The sequence below is a fragment of the Kocuria sp. NPDC057446 genome, from assembly GCF_042802875.1.
Taxonomy (GTDB): Bacteria; Actinomycetota; Actinomycetes; order Actinomycetales; family Micrococcaceae; genus Kocuria.
In genome coordinates this window covers 1-18,000 of record NZ_JBHVDI010000070.1, presented here as the reverse complement: position 1 = coordinate 18,000, position 18,000 = coordinate 1, and the positions used below count along the sequence as shown (strand labels likewise).

Here is an 18,000-nt window from a genome sequence, read left to right as displayed (position 1 = left end):
ACCCTGGGACGAGGACGCCGCCTGCGGCGTCCTCGTTCGTGACGGCCGCCGACGGCCGGTTCCCGCCCGGCGCGCCGGGCGGGCCACACCACCCACCACGCGCGTCCGCAGCCGGCGGTCGGGCGAGACCCTGGAGGAATTCCACATGGCCCCCAAGTCCACGCTGGACAACGTCATCTCGCTGGCCAAGCGCCGCGGTTTCGTGTTCCAGGCGGGTGAGATCTACGGCGGCTCCCGCTCGGCCTGGGACTACGGACCCCTCGGCGCGGAGCTCAAGGAGAACATCAAGCACGAGTGGTGGCAGACCTTCGTGCGCGGGCGCGAGGACATGGTGGGCCTGGACTCCTCGATCATCCTGCCGAAGGCCGTGTGGGAGGCGTCCGGGCACGTGGCGACCTTCACCGACCCGCTCGTGGAGTGCACCTCGTGCCACAAGCGCGCCCGCCAGGACCACCTGGTCGAGGCCTTCGAGGAGAAGAAGGGCCGCGCCCCCGAGAACGGCATGGCCGACATCCCGTGCCCCAACTGCGGGACCAAGGGCCAGTGGACCGACCCGCAGCAGTTCTCCGGGCTGCTCAAGACGTTCCTGGGCCCGGTCGACAACCAGGAGGGCCTGCACTACCTGCGGCCCGAGACGGCCCAGGGCATCTTCGTGAACTTCAACAACGTGGTGACGGCGGCCCGCAAGAAGCCGCCCTTCGGCATCGGCCAGATCGGCAAGGCGTTCCGCAACGAGATCACCCCCGGCAACTTCATCTTCCGCACCCGCGAGTTCGAGCAGATGGAGATCGAGTACTTCACCCACCCGTCCGAGGCCGGGCACTTCTTCGACGAGTGGGTCGAGGCGTGCTGGACCTGGTTCACGGACCTGGGCATCGACCCGGACCACATGCGCCGCTACGACGTGCCCGAGGACGACCGGGCGCACTACTCCGCCGGCACCATCGACATCGAGTACCGGTTCGGCTTCCAGGGCAACCCGTGGGGCGAGCTCATGGGCGTCGCCAACCGCACCGACTACGACCTCGGCGTGCACAACGAGCACTCGAACACGGACCTGAGCTACTTCGACCAGCAGACCAACGAGCGCTACGTCCCGTACGTGATCGAGCCGTCCTTCGGCCTGACCCGGTCCATGATGGCGTTCCTCGTGGACGCCTACACCGAGGACGAGGCCCCCAACTCGAAGGGCGGGGTGGACAAGCGCACGGTGCTCAAGCTGGACCCGCGCCTGGCCCCGGTCAAGGCCGCCGTGCTGCCGCTGTCCCGCAACGAGGACCTCTCGCCGAAGGCCAAGGACCTGGCCGCCGAGCTGCGCCGGAACTGGAACATCGACTTCGACGACTCCGGGGCCATCGGCCGCCGCTACCGCCGCCAGGACGAGATCGGCACCCCGTTCTGCATCACCGTGGACTTCGACACCCTCGAGGACCAGGCCGTGACCATCCGCGAGCGGGACGCCATGACCCAGGAGCGCGTGGCGCTCGACCAGGTGAAGTCCTACCTCGCCGGGAAGCTCGTCCGCTGATGAGCGGCGCGCTGACCGGACCGGGCCTGCGGCCCTGGCGGGACGGGGACGACCTGCGGCTGCTCGAGGTGTGGCCCGCCCCGGAGACGCCCCAGGCCGCCGCCTTCCGGGCGACCCTGCGCCCCGACGACGACGCCCCGTGGTCCCGCACCGTCGTGGCGGAGGACTCCGGCGTGCCGGTGGCCGCCGGCACGGTCTACGAGTCGGCGATCCACCCGTCCCGGCTGTGGGCCTACGTGGAGGTCGCCCCCGACCGCCGCGGAGAGGGCCTCGGACGGGCCCTGCTCGAGCGGCTGCGCACCGAGGCGGCGGGCTCGCCCTCGGGCGTGCAGGCCCTGCGCACCAAGGCCGCGCCCGGCTCGGCCGGCGAGCGCTTCGCGCGGGCCGCCGGGCTGGAGCCGGTCCAGGAGTCGCGGGTGGTCCGCGTGGCGGCCGGGGCGCTGCCCCTGCAGCCGCTGCGGGAGCGCCCCGACGGGACACCGGCCCAGGCCGTCGAGGACCTCGCCACCGGCTCGGTGGAGCTCACCCGGGCCCTGTGGGCGTTCTACCGCTCCGTGCACGCCTGGGACGAGCCCGCGGACCTGTCCGTGGGACGGGTCAACCAGCTGTTCCTCTCCGACGCCGCGCACGCGTTCGGGGCCGTGGTGCTGCGCAACGGCGTGGGCCCGGGGGAGCGGGGGAGCATCGCCGCCTTCGCCGTGAGCTACCGGCCCGTGGAGCTGGACGCCGCCCCGGGCGCCCCGCTCCCCGAGGACGAACCGGACGCGCCCGCCCACGTGATGCTGGGCTGGGCTCCGGGCGACGACGCGGCGGGTCCCGCGCTCGAGCAGCTGCTCGCGCTGCTGGCCCACCACCACCCCGTGCAGTTCCAGGTGGACGGGTCGATGGAGCCGCTGACCCTCGTCGTCGACAACCTGCTGTCGGCCGGTGCCGCCACGGTCGTGGAGACCTCTCTCGTCCTCGCGGAGCCCGGCGACTGAGCGGCCCGGAGGAGCGCCGGACGACGTCCGGCACGCGCAGGGCCCCGGGCCGCAGCCCGGGGTCCTGCGCTGTTCCCGTCCGTGTTCTCGTCCGTGTTCTCGTCCGTGTTCTCGTCCGTGTTCCCGTCCGTGAGAGAATTTCCCGGTGATGGACACCCCTACCGAGACCCACCCCGCCCGGCTCGACCTGCCGCCGCTGCACCTGGGCGACCTCACGATCGACGTCCCCGTGGTGCTGGCGCCCATGGCCGGGGTCACCAACAAGGCCTTCCGCCGGCTGTGCCGCGAGTACGGAGGCGGCCTCTACGTCACGGAGATGGTCACCGCCCGCGCCCTCGTGGAGCGACGGCCCGAGTCCATGCGGATCATCGACCACGACCCGGACGAGACGCCCCGCTCGATCCAGATCTACGGCGTGGACGCCGTGCACGTCGGCCAGGCCGTGCGCATGGTCGTCGAGGAGGACCGCGCGGACCACATCGACCTGAACTTCGGCTGCCCCGTGCCCAAGGTCACCAAGCGCGGCGGCGGCTCCGCCCTGCCCTGGAAGACCGACCTGTTCACGGCCATCGTGCGCACCGCCGTCCAGGAGGCCTCCCGCGGCGACGTCCCCGTGACGATCAAGATGCGCAAGGGCATCGACGACGGCCACCTCACCTTCCTCGAGGCGGGCCGGATCGCCCGCGACAGCGGCGTCGCCGCCGTGGCGCTGCACGGGCGCACCCTCGAGCAGCACTACTCGGGCACCGCGGACTGGGACGCCATCGCGCAGCTGCGGGAGGCCCTGCCGGACGTGCCCGTGCTCGGCAACGGGGACATCTGGAGCGCCGAGGACGCCGTGCGCATGGTCGAGCAGACCGGCGTGGACGGCGTGGTCGTCGGCCGCGGCTGCCAGGGCCGCCCCTGGCTCTTCGGGGACCTGCAGGCCGCCTTCGAGGGCCGTCCCGACCGCTTCCGCCCGGGGGTGGCCGACGTCGCCCGCACGATCCACCGCCACGCGGAGCTGCTCGTCGAGACCTTCGGCGACGAGGCCAAGGGCCTGCGGGAGATCCGCAAGCACGTCGCCTGGTACTTCAAGGGCTACCCCGTGGGCGGGGCCCTGCGCGCCCGGCTGGCCCAGGTGCCCGACCTCGCGACCCTGCGGGAGCTGCTCGCCGAGCTCGACCTCGACCAGGGCTACCCCGGGGACGCCGTCGAGGGCCCCCGGGGCCGGGCCGGAACGCCGAAGCGGGCACAGCTGCCGCACGGCTGGCTCGACTCCCGCGAGCTCGGCGACGCCGAGCGGCTGGGCCTGGTCGCCGCGGAGCTCGACGTCTCCGGCGGCTGAGCCGACCCCACGACACGGAAAGGACCGGGCATGCCCCACACGTCCATCGAGATCGACCGCACCGGCGCGCCCGCCCCGGGCTACGAGGCCCGCGACGTGGCGCGCTGGGTGGCGGAGGACCACCACAACAAGTACCGCTCCGACTTCGAGCGGGACCGCGCCCGGATCCTGCACTCCTCGGGGCTGCGGCGGTTGGCCGCCAAGACCCAGGTCGTCTCCCCGGACACCGACGACTTCGTGCGCAACCGCCTGACCCACTCCCTCGAGGTCGCCCAGATCGGCCGGGAGCTCGGCCGGATGCTCGGCTGCGACCCCGACGTCGTCGACGCCGCCTGCCTCTCCCACGACCTCGGCCACCCGCCGTTCGGGCACAACGGGGAGTCTGCCCTGCACCGGCTGACGCAGCACGTCGGCGGCTTCGAGGGCAATGCCCAGACCCTGCGCCTGCTCACCCGGCTGGAGCCCAAGGTGCTCGACGACGACGGGGGCCCGGCCGGCCTCAACCTGACCCGCGCCGTGCTGGACGCCGTGTGCAAGTACCCCTGGGAGGCCCACGAGGCGCCGTTGCGCCCGGACGGGACGCGGTCCCCGAAGTTCGGGGTCTACACGGACGACCTGCCGGTGTTCGCGTGGCTGCGCGAGGGCGCCCCGCCGCGCACGAAGTGCCTCGAGGCGCAGGTCATGGATCTCTCCGACGACATCTCCTACTCGGTGCACGACGTCGAGGACGCCATCGCCTCCGGGCTCGTCCAGCTGGGCTGGCTCGCCGACACCACGCAGCGGGACCGGGTCCTCGAGCTCACCCGGCGCTGGTACCTGCCCGAGGCCGCCCCCGAGTCCCTCGACGCCGCCCTGACCCGCCTCGAGGACTCGTCCCTGTGGGTCCGGGAGATGGACGGGTCCCGCAAGGACCTCGCCCGGCTCAAGAACATGACGAGCCAGCTCATCGGCCGCTTCGCGATGTCCGCGGTCGGCGCCACCCGGGACATCTACGGCGAGGACCCGCTGACCCGCTACGACGCCCAGCTCGTCGTCCCGGAGGGCACCACCGAGGAGATCGGCGTGCTCAAGGGCATCGCCACGACCTACGTCATCACGGTGCGCGACGCCCAGCCCATCTACGACAACCAGCAGGAGGTGCTCTCGATCCTCGTGGGCGCGCTGATGGACTCCGACGGCCGGCACCTCTCGCCCGCCTTCGCCGCCGACTGGCACGACCTCGGCGACGGCCCGGGCACCGAGTCCGCCCGCCTGCGCCTCGTCGTGGACCAGATCGCGTCCCTCACCGACCTGTCCGCCGTGTCCCTGCACGACAGGATCCGCGGCACGCACTGGCGCGTGGGGGACAAGCCGCTCTGGTGACCCGCGCCGCCGTGCTGGATCGCCGTGCTGCCGGACGGCTTCGACGCCGTGGCGACCGTCGGCCTGCTGCGCTTCCTCGCCGGCCCGGGCCTGGGCGGCTGCCTGCCGACCGCCGTCGCGATGGTCACCGAGTTCGCCCGGCTCGGCCGTCGGGCCGCACGCCTAGACTGTGGGTGTGGCAGGACTGATCAGACGCGAGGACATCGACGAGGTGCGGGCGCGGACCGACATCAAGGAGATCGTCGACGGCTACGTCACCCTCAAGAGCGCCGGCATCGGCTCCTGGAAGGGGCTCTGCCCGTTCCACGACGAGCGCACCCCGTCCTTCCACGTGCGCCCGCAGATGGGCACCTACCACTGCTTCGGCTGCGACGAGTCCGGGGACGTCATCTCGTTCCTGATGACCATGGACCACACAACCTTCTCGGAGACCGTGGAGAAGCTGGCGGCGCGGGTGGGCTACGAGCTCCACTACGAGCAGGGCTCCGGACCGAACAAGGAGGAGGTCGGGCGCCGCCAGCGCCTGCTGGACGCGCACAAGGTCGCCGCCGAGTTCTTCCAGCGCAACCTCTACACCCGCCAGGCCGCCCCCGCCCAGCAGTTCCTGGGCGAGCGCGGCTTCGACGGCGAGGCCGCCCGGCGCTACGGCGTGGGCTACGCCCCCCGCGGCTGGGACCACCTGCTCAAGCACCTCCGGGACCGCGGCTTCACGGACCAGGAGCTCAAGCTCACGGGCATGTTCTCCGAGGGCAACCGCGGGCTCTACGACCGGTTCCGCGGCCGGCTCGTGTGGCCCATCCGGGCGGTCGCCGGCGAGGTCATCGGCTTCGGCGCCCGCAAGCTCCACGACGACGACCAGGGTCCCAAGTACCTCAACACCCCCGAGACCGCCCTGTACAAGAAGTCCCAGGTGCTCTACGGCATCGACCTCGCGAAGCGGGAGATCGCCCGGCAGCGGCGCCTCGTCGTCGTCGAGGGCTACACCGACGTCATGGCCTGCCACCTCGCCGGCGTCACCACGGCGGTGGCCACGTGCGGCACCGCCTTCGGCGCCGAGCACATCAAGATCGTCCGGCGCTTCCTCTCCGACGACGGCGGCGGGGGAGAGGTGGTCTTCACCTTCGACGGCGACGCCGCCGGCCAGAAGGCCGCCCTGCGCGCCTTCGAGGAGGACCAGAAGTTCGTGGCGCAGACCTACGTGGCGGTCGAGCCCCACGGCATGGACCCGTGCGACCTCCGGCTGGCCCGCGGGGACGCCGCCGTCGCCGAGCTCGTGGAGAACCGCCGCCCCCTGTTCGAGTTCGCGATCCGGGCCACGCTGAAGAACTTCGACCTCGACACCATCGAGGGCCGCATCCGGGCGATGCGCGCCTGCGCGCCCATCGTCGCGCGGATCCGGGACCGCTCCCTGCGCCCCGCCTACGCGCGGCAGCTCGCGGGCTGGCTGGGTCTGGAGCCCGCGGAGGTGCAGCGCACCGTGGACGCCGCGGGCCGCGCCCAGCGGGAGGAGGGCCCCGCGTCGCACCGGCCGGCGGAGCCGGAGCCGTCCGGGCCCGCCCCGGTCGAACTGCCCGACCCGCGCGAGCCGGTGGCGCGGATGGAGCGCGAGGCCCTCGAGACCGTCATCCAGTGCCCGGACCTGATGCTCGAGCGGCACTGGGAGGAGTTCGGTCTCAGCGCCTTCCGCTATCCCGTGCACGGGGCCGTGCACGACGCCGTCCTGGCGGCCCGGGCGGAGCTCCTGGACCGGGGGTCCGCCGTTCCGGGCGGGCAGGTCTGGGTGGACGCGGTGCGCGGGCACCTGCCGGAGCCCCTGCACGGCTACCTGGCCGAGCTCGCCGTGACGCCCCTGCCGGCCACCACCCAGCAGCAGCTGGAGCGCTACACCGCGGACATCCTCAACCGCCTCTTCGAGCTGCAGATCAACCGGCGGAAGTCGGACCGGCTGGCGGAGCTCCAGCGCACGGATCCCACCGGTCAGCGCGAGCGCTACCAGGAGCTCCAGCGGGAGCTGCTGGAGCTGGAGATGCAGCGCCGAGGCCTCCGCCAGGAGTGATGCGGCCGCCCGGGACAGGATTTGTCGAAGCCCGGCGGGACCGGTAAAGTGATGGCTCGTTGCACGCGTGCGTGCGCGGTCCCCCGTAGCTCAATTGGCAGAGCATTCGACTGTTAATCGAAGGGTTACTGGTTCGAGTCCAGTCGGGGGAGCCCAGCGGAAGGCCCTCACCAGCGGAAACGCTCGTGGGGGCCTTTGTCGTCCCCACGGACAGCTGCTCGCGGGGGACACCTTGGGGCACTTTCCGGTGGATGACCTCCTTCCGTGTGCTGTCGCAGTGGGAGGGCGACGCGGCGCGATCCCGGCGGCTCGTCTTGCAACCTCTGGAATCCCCACGCACACAGGCTTGCCCCTCGAACTCCGTCGGCCTGTCCGCTGCCACCGGCGCTGCAGATCGCTCCGCCGCCGTCACGGCTATGCCCCGTCCGAGCCGTTGTACGCAGATTCTTGGGTCGAACATCGTCGGACGCGCTGCCGTGCGAGATCCCGCTACTGGGAAGTTCTTTGGCATCTCTCCACTTGTGCTCGGTCTTTTCATGCTGACGGGAGGCCGCGACGAGGCGGCGAAATAGCCAAGCAACGTGGTGCGCTGACTCCAGCATGATTCCGGCTTGGACCGTCATCCGTAACGTGGGCCGGGATGACCGGGGCGGCTTCCATATCCATGTCGGGGTGGTAGATCTTGGCTTCGCCATTTTTTGGGCCGAATTTCACTTCAGCCCTGTTTGCGGAATCTGGACTTCCTCACCAAGGGATCCCACTGTAATTCCGCACCCTCGAGTCCGCCCCGATTCATCTCAGTCTTCGCTAGATGCGCGCCCGCAAGGTCGGCCCGCTCCAGAGAGGCGCCTAACAGATTTACGCGCTCCATCCGGGCGCATCTCAGGGAGGCCCCTTCCAAGTGGGTGTCGCACATACTGGAATCCGCCAAGTTCGCTCGAGTCAGATCAGCTCCTTCCAGATGGGCTTCACATAGATTGGCATGGTGCAGCATCGCCTCGCTGAGGTTGACGCGCTGCAGGTGTGTCTCACTCAGATCAGCATCCTTCAAGTAGGCGTGACTCAGGTTGATCTGTTGCGGTGGCCACGGATAGGGGGCCTCGAGCACGGTGTGGCGGCGAACAATCACCGCCGCAGCGGCAAGAGCTTCCGCATTGCCGCCTGGGCCCGTACTCGAATGGGCAGATGTCTTTTTCTGGTGCTCAGACAGATCTGTGCGGGATTGGGGAGGCCGGGGGCCAGCCCGAAGATATGCGTTGATCATTTCCAGGCATGAATCTCGATAGGTCACAGCGTCCTTGGCCAGCATCGGCACTGCGTCCCAAGTCAACATGTATGCCGACCTGACCGTTGCTACTTCCCGCTTCGCCTCAGCCAACTGCCGAACCAGCCCCTCGGCTGGCGACCTTTCAACCGTAAGAGCATGACGTTCGCTTTCCCGCTGAAACAACTTCAGGCGGATTGCGGAGAGTCGCTCAACGGCTCAGGCCCATGCCCTCTCTTTGTCCCTCCACTCACCGGCCGAGTCTGAGACAGAAATCAGTCGGCGAGCCTCCCGTTCCCATTCATCGGCAAGCGCCGACACCGCGTACAGCCCGCCGAGGCGGACTGCCGGCTGGTTGGAGGCCAACTGCGTCACGATGGTGGTGAACCGTTCGTGCCGAGCCTTTTCACGCTCCCGAGTCTCTGTTGATCGGATCGTCTGCTGCACTCCGTGGTAGGCCAGCCAGGCGGCTGTCAGGGCGAGGGTCCCCGCGATGATCGCGCCAAAGGCCGTCGAACGAGAGAACCACTCGATGAACCCGACAACTTCATCCCACCGAACTTCACCGATCAGCAGCAGGCCAGCCACCACTACTACAGTCACGACTAGCGCTACGGCCAGGAACATCATGGCCCGCCTGATCAGGCCGACACCTGTGTCTGTCTCGCGCGCCTCATTCACCGCAGCCTCCACGGCGCATGGGTAGGAGCATCCGACGATGTCAGGTCGCGGCGCACCGGGGCCGCGGCCACCGTGGGATCGTGTGGTTCATTGTGCACCCGTCGTGTGTAGCGGAGAAACAGATGACGCGACCGTATCCCCACGTCATCACATGTATCGGCGGCCTTCCGACTCATATCGATACAGCATGTGTCGGAGGCCACGGTGGGAGAAGGCATGACCGGCCTACAACTCCTCGTGGAGCACAGTGGTGAAAGAGGACCGATGTGCGAAGACTGGCGGCATGCAATTCTCCAACGTCATGTACTACCGACGGTAGTCTTCCTTCTCACACCTGGGCGGCACTGAGCTGGGCGGACCAGGGCCAACGCGCCTCGGAGTCGACGGGCCGGAATCTCGGAACCTGAACCCCAAGCGCGACACCTGCGAGCCCACCCGCCCGCTCGCACCCTGACCGAGCACCGGAGCGGCCACGCGACGCTCCGGTGCTTCGTCGTGCCCGCGCCGAAACCTTGGGGTCCGCCTGGAGCGGCAGTCCTCGGTCGCCTGGCTGGAGGCGCCCTGAGCGGGGCGCACCGACAGCGAAAGGCACTCCCTATGCTCGTGAACCAGACCAGCCTTGATGGTCTCGTGGCCGCGTCTGCTGGCCGACGATGAGCCGGTCGAGTCGGTGGGCGTGCTGGTGAGGCATCTGGACGCTTTCGATGCCATCGACCCTGCTGTCTTCCACCGGGCGTTCGAGTGCTTCACCGCGTCCCGGCCGTTCGTCAGCACCGAGGACGCGTTGCGTTCGGTGCCGCGCGGCTTCGGGGTGCGTGCCGAGCCACCCCGAGTGTGAGCGAAAATCGCCGTCTGGGCTCATGGATTCGAGACGTGGCGGTGCCGCCTGTGGGATGGTGTACGAAAGCGAACCATGCACGTGAGAGTGGTCGACGGCGTCAACGTCGAAGCCTTGTCGATCCACCATGAACCTCTGGTGCGGCAGAAGGAGATGTACGATGCGGACGATCAACACGCCGACCCTGGTGACCTCGGGCGGTCTCGCCGCGGCGCTGATGTTGAGCGGGTGCGGCGCCGAGGAGGCATCCTCCTCGACCCCGACGGCCACGGTCACAGTCACCGCCTCGCAGGACAGCTCAGAGGCCGACCAGCGGGTGGCGGATGCGGAGGCCAAGGCCCAGGAGGCCGAGGAGCGCGCCGCTGAGGCGGAGAAGCGCGCGGACGAGGCGGAGGCCGAGGCCGCAGTCGAGGCCAAGTCCGCAGAGGAGGTGGAGGAGGCAGCGGCTCCGGAACCGAGGGCCGATCAATCGGGGTTGACGCTGGCGCAGCAGAACGCGGTGCGCTCGGCTCAGAACTACCTCGACTTCACCGCGTTCTCGCGGTCCGGGCTCATCGATCAGCTGGTCTTCGAGGACTACTCGACCGAGGACGCCACCGTGGCCGTCGACAGCCTGACGATCGACTACAACGCCCAGGCCGCCCAGGCCGCCCAGAACTACCTCGACTTCTCGGGCTTCTCCCGTGGGGGCCTCATCGAGCAGCTGATGTTCGAAGGGTACTCCGCCGAGCAGGCGACGTACGGCGTGGATCAGGTCGGGCTCTGAGGATCCGATCCCGGCGGCGCCGTCGCTCCGCTCGGCGCCGCTGGTGCGCAGCCTGAGAACCTCACGGCGACGAGATGCAGTTCAACCGCCGGGTCGATCCGAGCCCCGTGGAGAACGACCAGCGCCCCAGGCGGCACCTACTGGACGGAGGAGCTCGTGCCAGCACGGACCTTGGGACAGCGCACGTACGCGGCGGCCGCTGCCGTGTGCTTGGCGGCCGGTGGCGTCCAGCTCGTCCAAGGCGCCCAGCTCGGTGGGGCCGCAGTCCTCGCCGCCGTGGTGGCCTTCACCGGGCTCGTGCTCCTCGTCCAGGGCATCCGCTGGGGTCAGCTGCTGGTCGGCTGGGGTCTTCGCACCGGCATCGCGTGGCTCATCGCCGTGCTGTCCGGCCTCCTCGGTCGCAGTGGGGACTTCCCTCTCGCCGGCTGGATGGTGGGGACCGGGATCTACCTGGTGACCTACCGGGTGGCTCGCCGGCAGAACGGGGACGGCGAGCCGGCCGGCGCCCGCGGCGGGAGCTAGAGCTCTTGTCTCGCCCGAGGCCCGCAGGATCGGCTGCCCTCACCTCCCGAGTGTGCGGACGGCCGGTCAGACGACGACAGCTCAGGACATGCGTGTCAAGTCCCCGCCGATGGCCTCTTGGACCTCCTCAAGACGGGAGATGTACCCGGAGGCGGCGATCCAGTTGCCGGCCTGGACGTAGCTCAGGCCCAGCTCCTCGAGCGAGTCCTTGACGCCCCGCTCGGCGTCATCGGAGCCCAGGACGGTGAGCATGACCTTCTCGTCGCACATCACGGTCGTCGTCCCGGGGTACTGCCCGGTGCTCTGTTCGTCGTCGCCGCACTCCACGTCGGCGTCCTCCACGGCCTGGCGCATCTCGTCGGCGTCGTCGTACGAGGCGTTCTTGGTGGGCCCGCACCCGGTCAGGGCCAGGGCGGTGACGCTGAGCAGGAGCGGCAGGGCGGCGGATCTCATCCGGGGTGTCCGATCGGTCGTGGTCGGGATGGCAGTGCAGGTCAGGATATCGCGGAGATCTCCTCGCCGAGGTCCTTCGGCAGCTGGTGCACCGGAGCCTCGGTCCTGACGAGGACCTTCACATGGGCGCCTTGCGCGAGGCCTTCCGGCGCGCCGTCGACGTCCTCGCGCGATTCCAGCGCCTCAGCGTACGTCTTGCCGGCCGACCCGCCGATCAACGTCTGGAAGTCGGCGGTGGTCGGGCCGCGGGCGCTCGAGGCACGCTGAAGACGGCGAGCATGACGAAGACGGGGCGGCGCATGGGGTGTCCTGACGTCGGTGAACCCGGAACCGAACAGAGGCCGCCCATCGTGTGAGTGCACGCGCAAGCTCCTCCCGGGCCCTGTGCGTCCGTCACCGCGGATCGGGTTGATCTCCGCACCTCGTCGAGTACGCACGGCCCTCGGGCAGGGATGCCGCGCCCCTGAGGCCCAGAGCCGTCCAGACCCAGGAGACCCCCTGACCGCTCTTGATCAGGAGCAGGCCGTCGTCACACTGAGCGTCACCCGTGAGGACGGGACGCGCTGCACCACCCGGATCACCGACAGCTAAGTCCCACCCGGCAAGGACCGGACCGCCACGGACCGGCGGCTCTCTGATGCCCGGAGACTGAGCGTGTTCGGACTGTCGGCTCCGTGGCGGCCCCGCCAACACAACGGGGCCGCCACGGGCCACGCACGCCGACAGGGGCGCTGCGTGCAGCGAGACCACGCCCCCCCGACGTGTCCCGCGCTGTGCCGGGCCGCTCGCAGCGGCTCACCGACAGCTTCAGCCTAGGGAGTTCGACCGCGCCCCGGCAGCCCCACTTCTGTGCACAAGCATGGGTTCAGCGGCGCCGGCGATCAGGGCTGCTTCGGCGCTTCGACAAGTCGCAGACCCGGCACGTCCTCGGCGACCCGGTAGGCGACCGCCCGCCACCACCGGGCGGTGGGCGCCAGCGGTGCGATCGGCAGGTCGAGGGACGGCCTGTCGGCGTCGCGACCGGAGACCTCGAAGACCGGGTCGGGCCCGGCGTGCTCGAGCAGGTGGGCGGCCAGCTGGTCGGCGACCTCAGCGGTGCACGCCTCGATCCGCTCCACGTCGTCGCGCACCCCGTCGGGGATGGGTCGCCGGCCCGACTCCCCCTCACGGGCCCTGCACCGTCTCCCCGGTGTCGTCGCCGGGGTGGGCAGCACCGACTGCCCAGTTCCACGGGGTGGTCAGGAAGTCGTAGGCGTCCTGCGGAAAGCCCTCGGCGTCGATCAGGTCACGGGCGGCCAGGGCGATCAGGGCGTGGGCCACGGGCATCTGAAAGCTGGTGGCGGTGGCCGCGGCGGCGTGCTCCAAGGTGTCTCCGGAAGGGGGCGCGATGTCGGGGTGCGTGTGCCGGTGCATCTGCAGGAACAGGTCCGTGGCGATCGCCTGCGACAGGCTCCGCCACGACCCGAGGATCTGGTCCAGGGCGCCCTGGCGCCCGGCCGCGGCCGCGGCGCTGACCGCCAGCTTAACGGCGGCCTGACCGAGCGCGTCGTAGTCGACCTCGACGGGGGTGTTGTCGGTGACGAACTTCTGGTGGAGCTCGGAGGCCTTGCGCAGCGCCTGCGACTCGTCGAGGCCGATGTCAACGGCCTTGGCGAAGACGGCCTGGATCTGCGGGCCCTGGGGGCCGGCAGCGGCGGCGAGGATCTCGGGCTTCTGCCAGACCGGGGTGCTCATCGTGGTGCTCCTCGGGGAATCGGAGGCGGTGAGCGACGTGTTCGCCCGGTGCCTGCTGGTCGCACCGTAGCAGTCACCCCAACGGCGACAACCCCAACGGCGACAACCCCAACGGCGACAACCCCAACGGCGACAACCCCAACGGCGACAACCGAGGCAGCAAGAGCAGGAGAGCGTCTGGCCGCATTCGCTACTCGGGCTCGAGGACCGCCCGATTGACGTCCGAGAAGTGCTCTGGGCAACCGAAGGAGGCGAGGGCCTTCAACGCGTCCTTGGCGTTGAAGTCGTCAGGGCCCGCCAGTCAACGGCAAGCCTCGCCGCCCAGGTCGGAACCGAGCCGGCCCGGCGGCAGCAGGTCCGTCACGGAGAGCATGTTCGCCTCGGCGGCGAAGCGGGTCGGGCCGGGGAAGTTCACCGCGCCGCTGCCCGTGGCCCGGATTTTCAGCACCTGGTGGTTCGAACCCTCGAAGCAGTACTCCCCATCCACCTCGGCGTCCGGTGCGACACCGAACTGGACACGGAACGCCGCGGCGGCGCGCTGGGTGGGGCTGTCGTCGTAGGCGGGCCGGAAGTCCATGTCGTGGAAGCTCGGGCCCCAGCCGCCGGTCGCCTCGAACAAGGTGATGGCCCGCGCGGCGAACTGGAGTTCGGCCTCGGGGTGACTCTTGGCCGCGAACCGGCCGTCGGTGGTGCGCGGGTACTGGTGGTCTACGAAGATCGTCATGCCGGGAATGTGTGCGGCTGGTCCCGGCTGAGGACATGGCACCGCCCCGCGGCCTGGCGTGGGCTGCGGGGCGGTGGACGGTCAGGCGGCGGTGGCCGCCGTGACGGCGTCGTAGGCGCGGTCGGTGCGCTCCAGATCGCGGGCGCTCTCCTGGGTCGAGACGTAGATCGGCTCGTTGCCCAGCAGACGCAGGCGGACCGGGACCGTGCGGGACTGTGAAGGCTCGGTCAGCCTCCGGAGCACGTCCGGGTCCAGCTTCAGGGCCTTTGCGGCGGACTCGATGTGCTCAGCAGAAACGGTCATCGTCTCGCTCCTCCTCTCAGAGGCTCGTGCGCTCATTATCGCTTGCCCTCCTGGTCATCGTCTACGACGGGGTCCTCGGCGTCGGCGGCGACCTCGTCGAGAAGCTTGCCCTTGTAGTCATCGGACAGCACGTCGGCTGCGTCCACGAACTCGGGCACCGGCCTCCCCGGCGTCCTGGGTAACGCGCTCCACGTCCCGCAGGGCCCGCCGCACCGTCGGTGGAGCAGGGGCGCTGGCATGGACTACCTCCGTGGTCGGATCGTGCACTGGCCGAGCGTACCGACCACCCCGGACGGACTTCGCCTGGCCTACCCGGCCGGTGCCGGTACGACGTCCATGTGTGCGGAGATGCGCGCCGGTCCGGCTGGCTACCCTGGAGCCAAGACATCAGAGCTGGGGGTGGCTCATGGGGTTCAGAACCAAGGCCGAGGGGTTGTCCGGCGGACAGGTCTTCCTGCTGTGGCTCGCAGGCTTCTTCATCTGGGCCTACACCGCGGACTGGGTCGAAGCACGACTGGTCGGTTTCGTGGACTGGCTGGTGTCCATCGGCGGGTACGGGCTGTCCAACGCGGTGTTCGCCGCCCTGGTGGCTGCCGGGTGCTTTGCCGGCCTGGAGATCACCAGGCGGCGACTGCACCGGGTTGAGACCCACGGGGACCCGGAGCCGATCAACCCGCCCTACGACTACGAGACCACCGCCCGCCCCTCGGTGTGGCTGGGCTGGACCGCCGGCGTCGTCTGCTGGGTCGCCGGGTTCGTGATCCTGGCCGCCGGATACCCGCACGTGTTCGTCATCGGACCGGTCGTCGGCACCACCGCCGTTCTGGCCGGCCGGATGGAGGCCGCCCACGCCCGGGCCATGGACGCCCGCCGCGGGATGCCGCCGGCGGTCGCCGGCCCCGGATGAGGTGACGCCCACCGGCGCCGGACCGTGCGACCATGCGAACAAGCAAGGTGCTGAGCGTGAAGGAGTGCAGCGTGTCGAGGCGATGGCAGCAGGTGCTCTTCCAAGCGGCGATCATCGTCGCCCTCATCGTGGGGCTGCGTCTGATCCTGGGCGAGTGGAACTGGTGGATGACCGCGATCGGTGTGGCCGCGTTGCTGCTGAGCAACGTGTGGTCCTCGGGGGCCCGCCGCGGCGAGGATACCGACCCGCAGGCGAGGCCATGACACCGGACCGGCAACTGCGCGGGCACCTGATCGTGATGCTCGTCGGCGCGGTGTTCCTGGTGTTCGGGCAGCTCGGGGCGTGGGCGCGGTGGCCGCACTGTGGTGGGCGGTGCGCAGCGGCGAGCCCGCGGGATGGGCGGTCTTCTTCTGCTTGTGCTCGATGAACATCTCCGTGAGCACCTTGGCCGTCCGAAGACCTCGCCGGAGGCGATAGGCCGGCGCAGTGCGGCGCCTCGGGCTCCGTCGCGGAGCGCCGGAACGTCAGAGGTCGCACCAGCCCGGGGCGCGATTGTGACGCCGCCGGAGAGGGAGCATTAACTATTACGAGGCCATCTCCCGACTCCTGCGTCGTTGGATCGACGATGTGACGACACTGGTGCCGTAGGGCCTGGCAGTCGGCCCCAGCAGCATCGACTCCATCCACCGCACTCGCCGTGGACAGCGTCCGGACCGTCCGCGGCACCCCGTCACGAGGACCGATCATGGACACGGCACACCGCTTCATCGCCGCGGCAGCCACCGCACTGCTGGCCGTCGCCACTCCGGCCGTCACGATCGCCCAGGAGCCCACCCCGCCGGAGGACCAGGCTGCCGAGGAGGTCCCGTGGCCCCCGGAGAGCACGGAGAACACTACCGAGTACGTCTTCGATGTCTGCGACCTGCTCGATCAAGCGGCCGCCGGCGAGCAGCCCGACCTGCCGGCACCGACGGACTAGACCGGGTGACGCTGCCCACCGTCCAGACGAACGCCCCGGTCCCCGTCACGCAGTACCGGGGCTGAGCGCTCCGCCTGACGAGCAGGACGCCCAGAACGACGACCGCGGCGATGACAGCCAGGACGACGAGGAGGGGTGGCGTTCAGCTCCCGCCGGCGCCGGCCGGCAGGTCCGCCGGTGTACCGAGGACCCCGACGGCGACCACGCGGGCCACCAGCACCAGCAGCGGCGGGACGATCGCCAGGCCCACGACCCAGGCTCGCTCGCGGTACGCGCGGGCGAACAGCTCCGCTGTCTCCCCCTCAGGGCCGCCGACCCACTGGCGGTGGGAGAGTCGCCCCGAGTGCTCGCTGGAGTAGCGAGCCGAGACGTAGCCGACGGTGAAGAAGGCTGCCCCGACAGCCGGGACGACGACCGTCTCGGTGTTCGTGACGCCGTAGAGCACCTGGGTGCCCACGGAGATCATCAGGAACAGGCTCATCGCCAGCATCGCGACGTGGAACAGCGTCACCGACAGCCGGGTGGAGACGACCGGGATCTCCTCGGGCGTTCCCGCGATCCGGGCAGCGATGGAGGCGCGAGCCAGCGTGGCGATGATGACCACGAGGAAGAGGGCGAACACGACGGCGAACGAGCCGATGATCATGGAGTTCTGCCTCTTTCCGTGCTTCGGCGCCTGCTTCCGCGCAGCACCAGCGTAGGAGTTGCAGTCGCGAACTGCTGTCCGCACTGTTGAGGTGCCGTCGTCGATGTCCGCGGGAAGCTTCACCCCGGACGTCCCGGCTGTGGGGTGTCGGCGTCGTCTCTGCTGGAGCCGGTGCGGCTGCGTGCTGCCCGCCGACCGACGCAGCTCTGCCCCCGGCCGCGTGTCACATCTCACGACGGTCGTACCATTCAGTAGACAAAGGTCTAGTCTTACGCATATGGAACGTGTGCAGATGCGATCAAAGATGGCCTCCGTGCTCTTGAGAGCCGGAGCGGCAGTGTCGTTGTTGGCCCTGGGGGCGGACATGTTCGCCCTGGCGCTGCACCATGAGGTCTCGGGGTGGCTGATGGCGCTGACGACCCTTGGTCTCGCGGCGGTGGGCGCCGGCGTGGCGCTGGGATTCACCGACGACGTCGAGGACGCCCCGGACTTGCAGGAGATCATCTCCCGCGCCCGGCAACAGATCACCTGACCGGTCGAGGCCGCGGACCGCGCGTCCACGGGCGATCGGCCAGGACCTGCTCCAACGCCGTCTTTTTCGCCTCGCCGACCGCCGGCCCATAGGCGGTCCCCACCCACACCCGATCGTCGGTGTAGCCGCGCGTACCCTCGTCCGGCAACCACTCGGCGGCGTCGGCGCGCTCGGTGGCCATCCTGACCATGGTGCTCTTCACCGACGAAGCCACGCGACGGCAGCCGGGCTTCTCGGTGGAGTCGCGGATGTCGGAGGTGCAGTCCGCCGTGGCCGAGACGGTGACCAGGGTGGCCGGCAGGACGGTCGTCGGGACGGCGCTTGCGGTCGTCATGGAGTCCAGGCGTGGGGCGGGCCCACGTGGGCCAGCGGGGGAGGGCCCCGCCGCTCATCACGAG

The 18,000-nt window shown here is 70.1% G+C and carries 23 protein-coding genes and 1 tRNA gene; 13 read left to right on the top strand and 11 right to left on the bottom strand.

Going from position 1 to position 18,000, the window contains the following annotated elements; all coding sequences use genetic code 11:
* Positions 1–145: 145 nt before the first annotated feature.
* The 6 genes from ACFU0Y_RS10195 to ACFU0Y_RS10170 all read left to right on the top strand — a co-directional run bounded on the left by ACFU0Y_RS10195 (position 146) and on the right by ACFU0Y_RS10170 (position 7,405).
* Positions 146–1,528 (top strand): glycine--tRNA ligase, encoded by a 1,383-nt coding sequence (locus tag ACFU0Y_RS10195; RefSeq protein ID WP_380214376.1) that lies wholly within the window; start codon positions 146–148, stop codon positions 1,526–1,528.
* Positions 1,528–2,508: a GNAT family N-acetyltransferase gene (locus ACFU0Y_RS10190; protein ID WP_380214375.1), complete on the top strand. Its 981-nt coding sequence runs from the start codon at positions 1,528–1,530 to the stop codon at positions 2,506–2,508. Before ACFU0Y_RS10195 ends, ACFU0Y_RS10190 begins: the two co-directional genes overlap by 1 nt.
* 148 nt (positions 2,509–2,656) lie before the next feature.
* Positions 2,657–3,835, top strand: coding sequence for a tRNA dihydrouridine synthase DusB (gene dusB / locus ACFU0Y_RS10185; protein ID WP_380214377.1), 1,179 nt, complete (start codon positions 2,657–2,659; stop codon positions 3,833–3,835).
* A 30-nt stretch (positions 3,836–3,865) separates the two neighbouring features.
* Positions 3,866–5,197, top strand: coding sequence for a deoxyguanosinetriphosphate triphosphohydrolase (locus ACFU0Y_RS10180; RefSeq protein ID WP_380214374.1), 1,332 nt, complete (start codon positions 3,866–3,868; stop codon positions 5,195–5,197).
* A 175-nt stretch (positions 5,198–5,372) separates the two neighbouring features.
* Positions 5,373–7,253: a DNA primase gene (gene dnaG / locus ACFU0Y_RS10175; RefSeq protein ID WP_380214373.1), complete on the top strand. Its 1,881-nt coding sequence runs from the start codon at positions 5,373–5,375 to the stop codon at positions 7,251–7,253.
* A gap of 79 nt (positions 7,254–7,332) precedes the next feature.
* Positions 7,333–7,405 (top strand) — tRNA-Asn (locus ACFU0Y_RS10170).
* Between the two features lie 563 nt (positions 7,406–7,968).
* Here ACFU0Y_RS10170 and ACFU0Y_RS10165 read toward each other — a convergent pair.
* Positions 7,969–8,586 (bottom strand): pentapeptide repeat-containing protein, encoded by a 618-nt coding sequence (locus tag ACFU0Y_RS10165; protein ID WP_380214372.1) that lies wholly within the window; start codon positions 8,584–8,586, stop codon positions 7,969–7,971.
* A 150-nt stretch (positions 8,587–8,736) separates the two neighbouring features.
* The gene (locus tag ACFU0Y_RS10160) at positions 8,737–9,210 is read right to left on the bottom strand and encodes a hypothetical protein (protein ID WP_380214371.1); all 474 of its coding nucleotides are present in this window, start codon (positions 9,208–9,210) and stop codon (positions 8,737–8,739) included.
* Positions 9,211–9,820: 610 nt separating this feature from the next.
* Here ACFU0Y_RS10160 and ACFU0Y_RS10155 point away from each other — a divergent pair.
* From ACFU0Y_RS10155 to ACFU0Y_RS10145, 3 genes are all read left to right on the top strand, one after another.
* A complete protein-coding gene (locus tag ACFU0Y_RS10155; protein ID WP_380214370.1) occupies positions 9,821–10,036 on the top strand; it encodes a hypothetical protein in 216 nt (71 codons plus the stop codon).
* 160 nt (positions 10,037–10,196) lie between these two features.
* Entirely contained in the window at positions 10,197–10,802 is a 606-nt protein-coding gene (locus ACFU0Y_RS10150) for an Ltp family lipoprotein (protein WP_380214369.1), read from the top strand.
* A gap of 156 nt (positions 10,803–10,958) precedes the next feature.
* A complete protein-coding gene (locus tag ACFU0Y_RS10145; protein ID WP_380214368.1) occupies positions 10,959–11,324 on the top strand; it encodes a hypothetical protein in 366 nt (121 codons plus the stop codon).
* 81 nt (positions 11,325–11,405) lie between these two features.
* Here the strand turns inward: ACFU0Y_RS10145 and ACFU0Y_RS10140 are convergent, their stop codons facing one another.
* The 7 genes from ACFU0Y_RS10140 to ACFU0Y_RS10110 all read right to left on the bottom strand — a co-directional run bounded on the left by ACFU0Y_RS10140 (position 11,406) and on the right by ACFU0Y_RS10110 (position 14,696).
* Positions 11,406–11,777, bottom strand: coding sequence for a hypothetical protein (locus ACFU0Y_RS10140; protein ID WP_380214367.1), 372 nt, complete (start codon positions 11,775–11,777; stop codon positions 11,406–11,408).
* Between the two features lie 41 nt (positions 11,778–11,818).
* Positions 11,819–12,139, bottom strand: a complete 321-nt coding sequence (locus ACFU0Y_RS10135) for a hypothetical protein (protein ID WP_380214366.1) — start codon at positions 12,137–12,139, stop codon at positions 11,819–11,821.
* A 519-nt stretch (positions 12,140–12,658) separates the two neighbouring features.
* Positions 12,659–12,907, bottom strand: a complete 249-nt coding sequence (locus ACFU0Y_RS10130; RefSeq protein WP_380214365.1) for a hypothetical protein — start codon at positions 12,905–12,907, stop codon at positions 12,659–12,661.
* A gap of 34 nt (positions 12,908–12,941) precedes the next feature.
* A complete protein-coding gene (locus ACFU0Y_RS10125; RefSeq protein ID WP_380214364.1) occupies positions 12,942–13,511 on the bottom strand; it encodes a hypothetical protein in 570 nt (189 codons plus the stop codon).
* Positions 13,512–13,812: 301 nt separating this feature from the next.
* Positions 13,813–14,235, bottom strand: coding sequence for a hypothetical protein (locus ACFU0Y_RS10120; RefSeq protein ID WP_380214363.1), 423 nt, complete (start codon positions 14,233–14,235; stop codon positions 13,813–13,815).
* A gap of 81 nt (positions 14,236–14,316) precedes the next feature.
* Complete coding sequence (locus ACFU0Y_RS10115; protein ID WP_380214362.1) at positions 14,317–14,538, bottom strand: hypothetical protein; 222 nt, start codon at positions 14,536–14,538, stop codon at positions 14,317–14,319.
* A gap of 35 nt (positions 14,539–14,573) precedes the next feature.
* Positions 14,574–14,696 (bottom strand): hypothetical protein, encoded by a 123-nt coding sequence (locus ACFU0Y_RS10110; protein ID WP_380214361.1) that lies wholly within the window; start codon positions 14,694–14,696, stop codon positions 14,574–14,576.
* Between the two features lie 248 nt (positions 14,697–14,944).
* On the opposite strand from ACFU0Y_RS10110, the gene ACFU0Y_RS10105 reads away from it, so the two are divergent.
* The 3 genes from ACFU0Y_RS10105 (at position 14,945) to ACFU0Y_RS10095 (ending at position 16,424) form a co-directional block, all read left to right on the top strand.
* Entirely contained in the window at positions 14,945–15,445 is a 501-nt protein-coding gene (locus ACFU0Y_RS10105; protein ID WP_380214360.1) for a hypothetical protein, read from the top strand.
* A 32-nt stretch (positions 15,446–15,477) separates the two neighbouring features.
* Entirely contained in the window at positions 15,478–15,708 is a 231-nt protein-coding gene (locus ACFU0Y_RS10100; RefSeq protein ID WP_380214359.1) for a hypothetical protein, read from the top strand.
* A gap of 482 nt (positions 15,709–16,190) precedes the next feature.
* Complete coding sequence (locus ACFU0Y_RS10095; RefSeq protein WP_380214358.1) at positions 16,191–16,424, top strand: hypothetical protein; 234 nt, start codon at positions 16,191–16,193, stop codon at positions 16,422–16,424.
* A 142-nt stretch (positions 16,425–16,566) separates the two neighbouring features.
* Here the strand turns inward: ACFU0Y_RS10095 and ACFU0Y_RS10090 are convergent, their stop codons facing one another.
* Entirely contained in the window at positions 16,567–17,070 is a 504-nt protein-coding gene (locus ACFU0Y_RS10090) for a hypothetical protein (RefSeq protein ID WP_380214357.1), read from the bottom strand.
* 277 nt (positions 17,071–17,347) lie between these two features.
* Between ACFU0Y_RS10090 and ACFU0Y_RS10085 the strand changes: the two genes are divergently transcribed.
* A complete protein-coding gene (locus ACFU0Y_RS10085) occupies positions 17,348–17,602 on the top strand; it encodes a hypothetical protein (RefSeq protein ID WP_380214356.1) in 255 nt (84 codons plus the stop codon).
* Here ACFU0Y_RS10085 and ACFU0Y_RS10080 read toward each other — a convergent pair.
* A complete protein-coding gene (locus tag ACFU0Y_RS10080; protein ID WP_380214355.1) occupies positions 17,595–17,936 on the bottom strand; it encodes a hypothetical protein in 342 nt (113 codons plus the stop codon). The two genes, ACFU0Y_RS10085 and ACFU0Y_RS10080, sit on opposite strands and share 8 nt — an antisense overlap.
* Positions 17,937–18,000 lie beyond the last annotated feature (64 nt).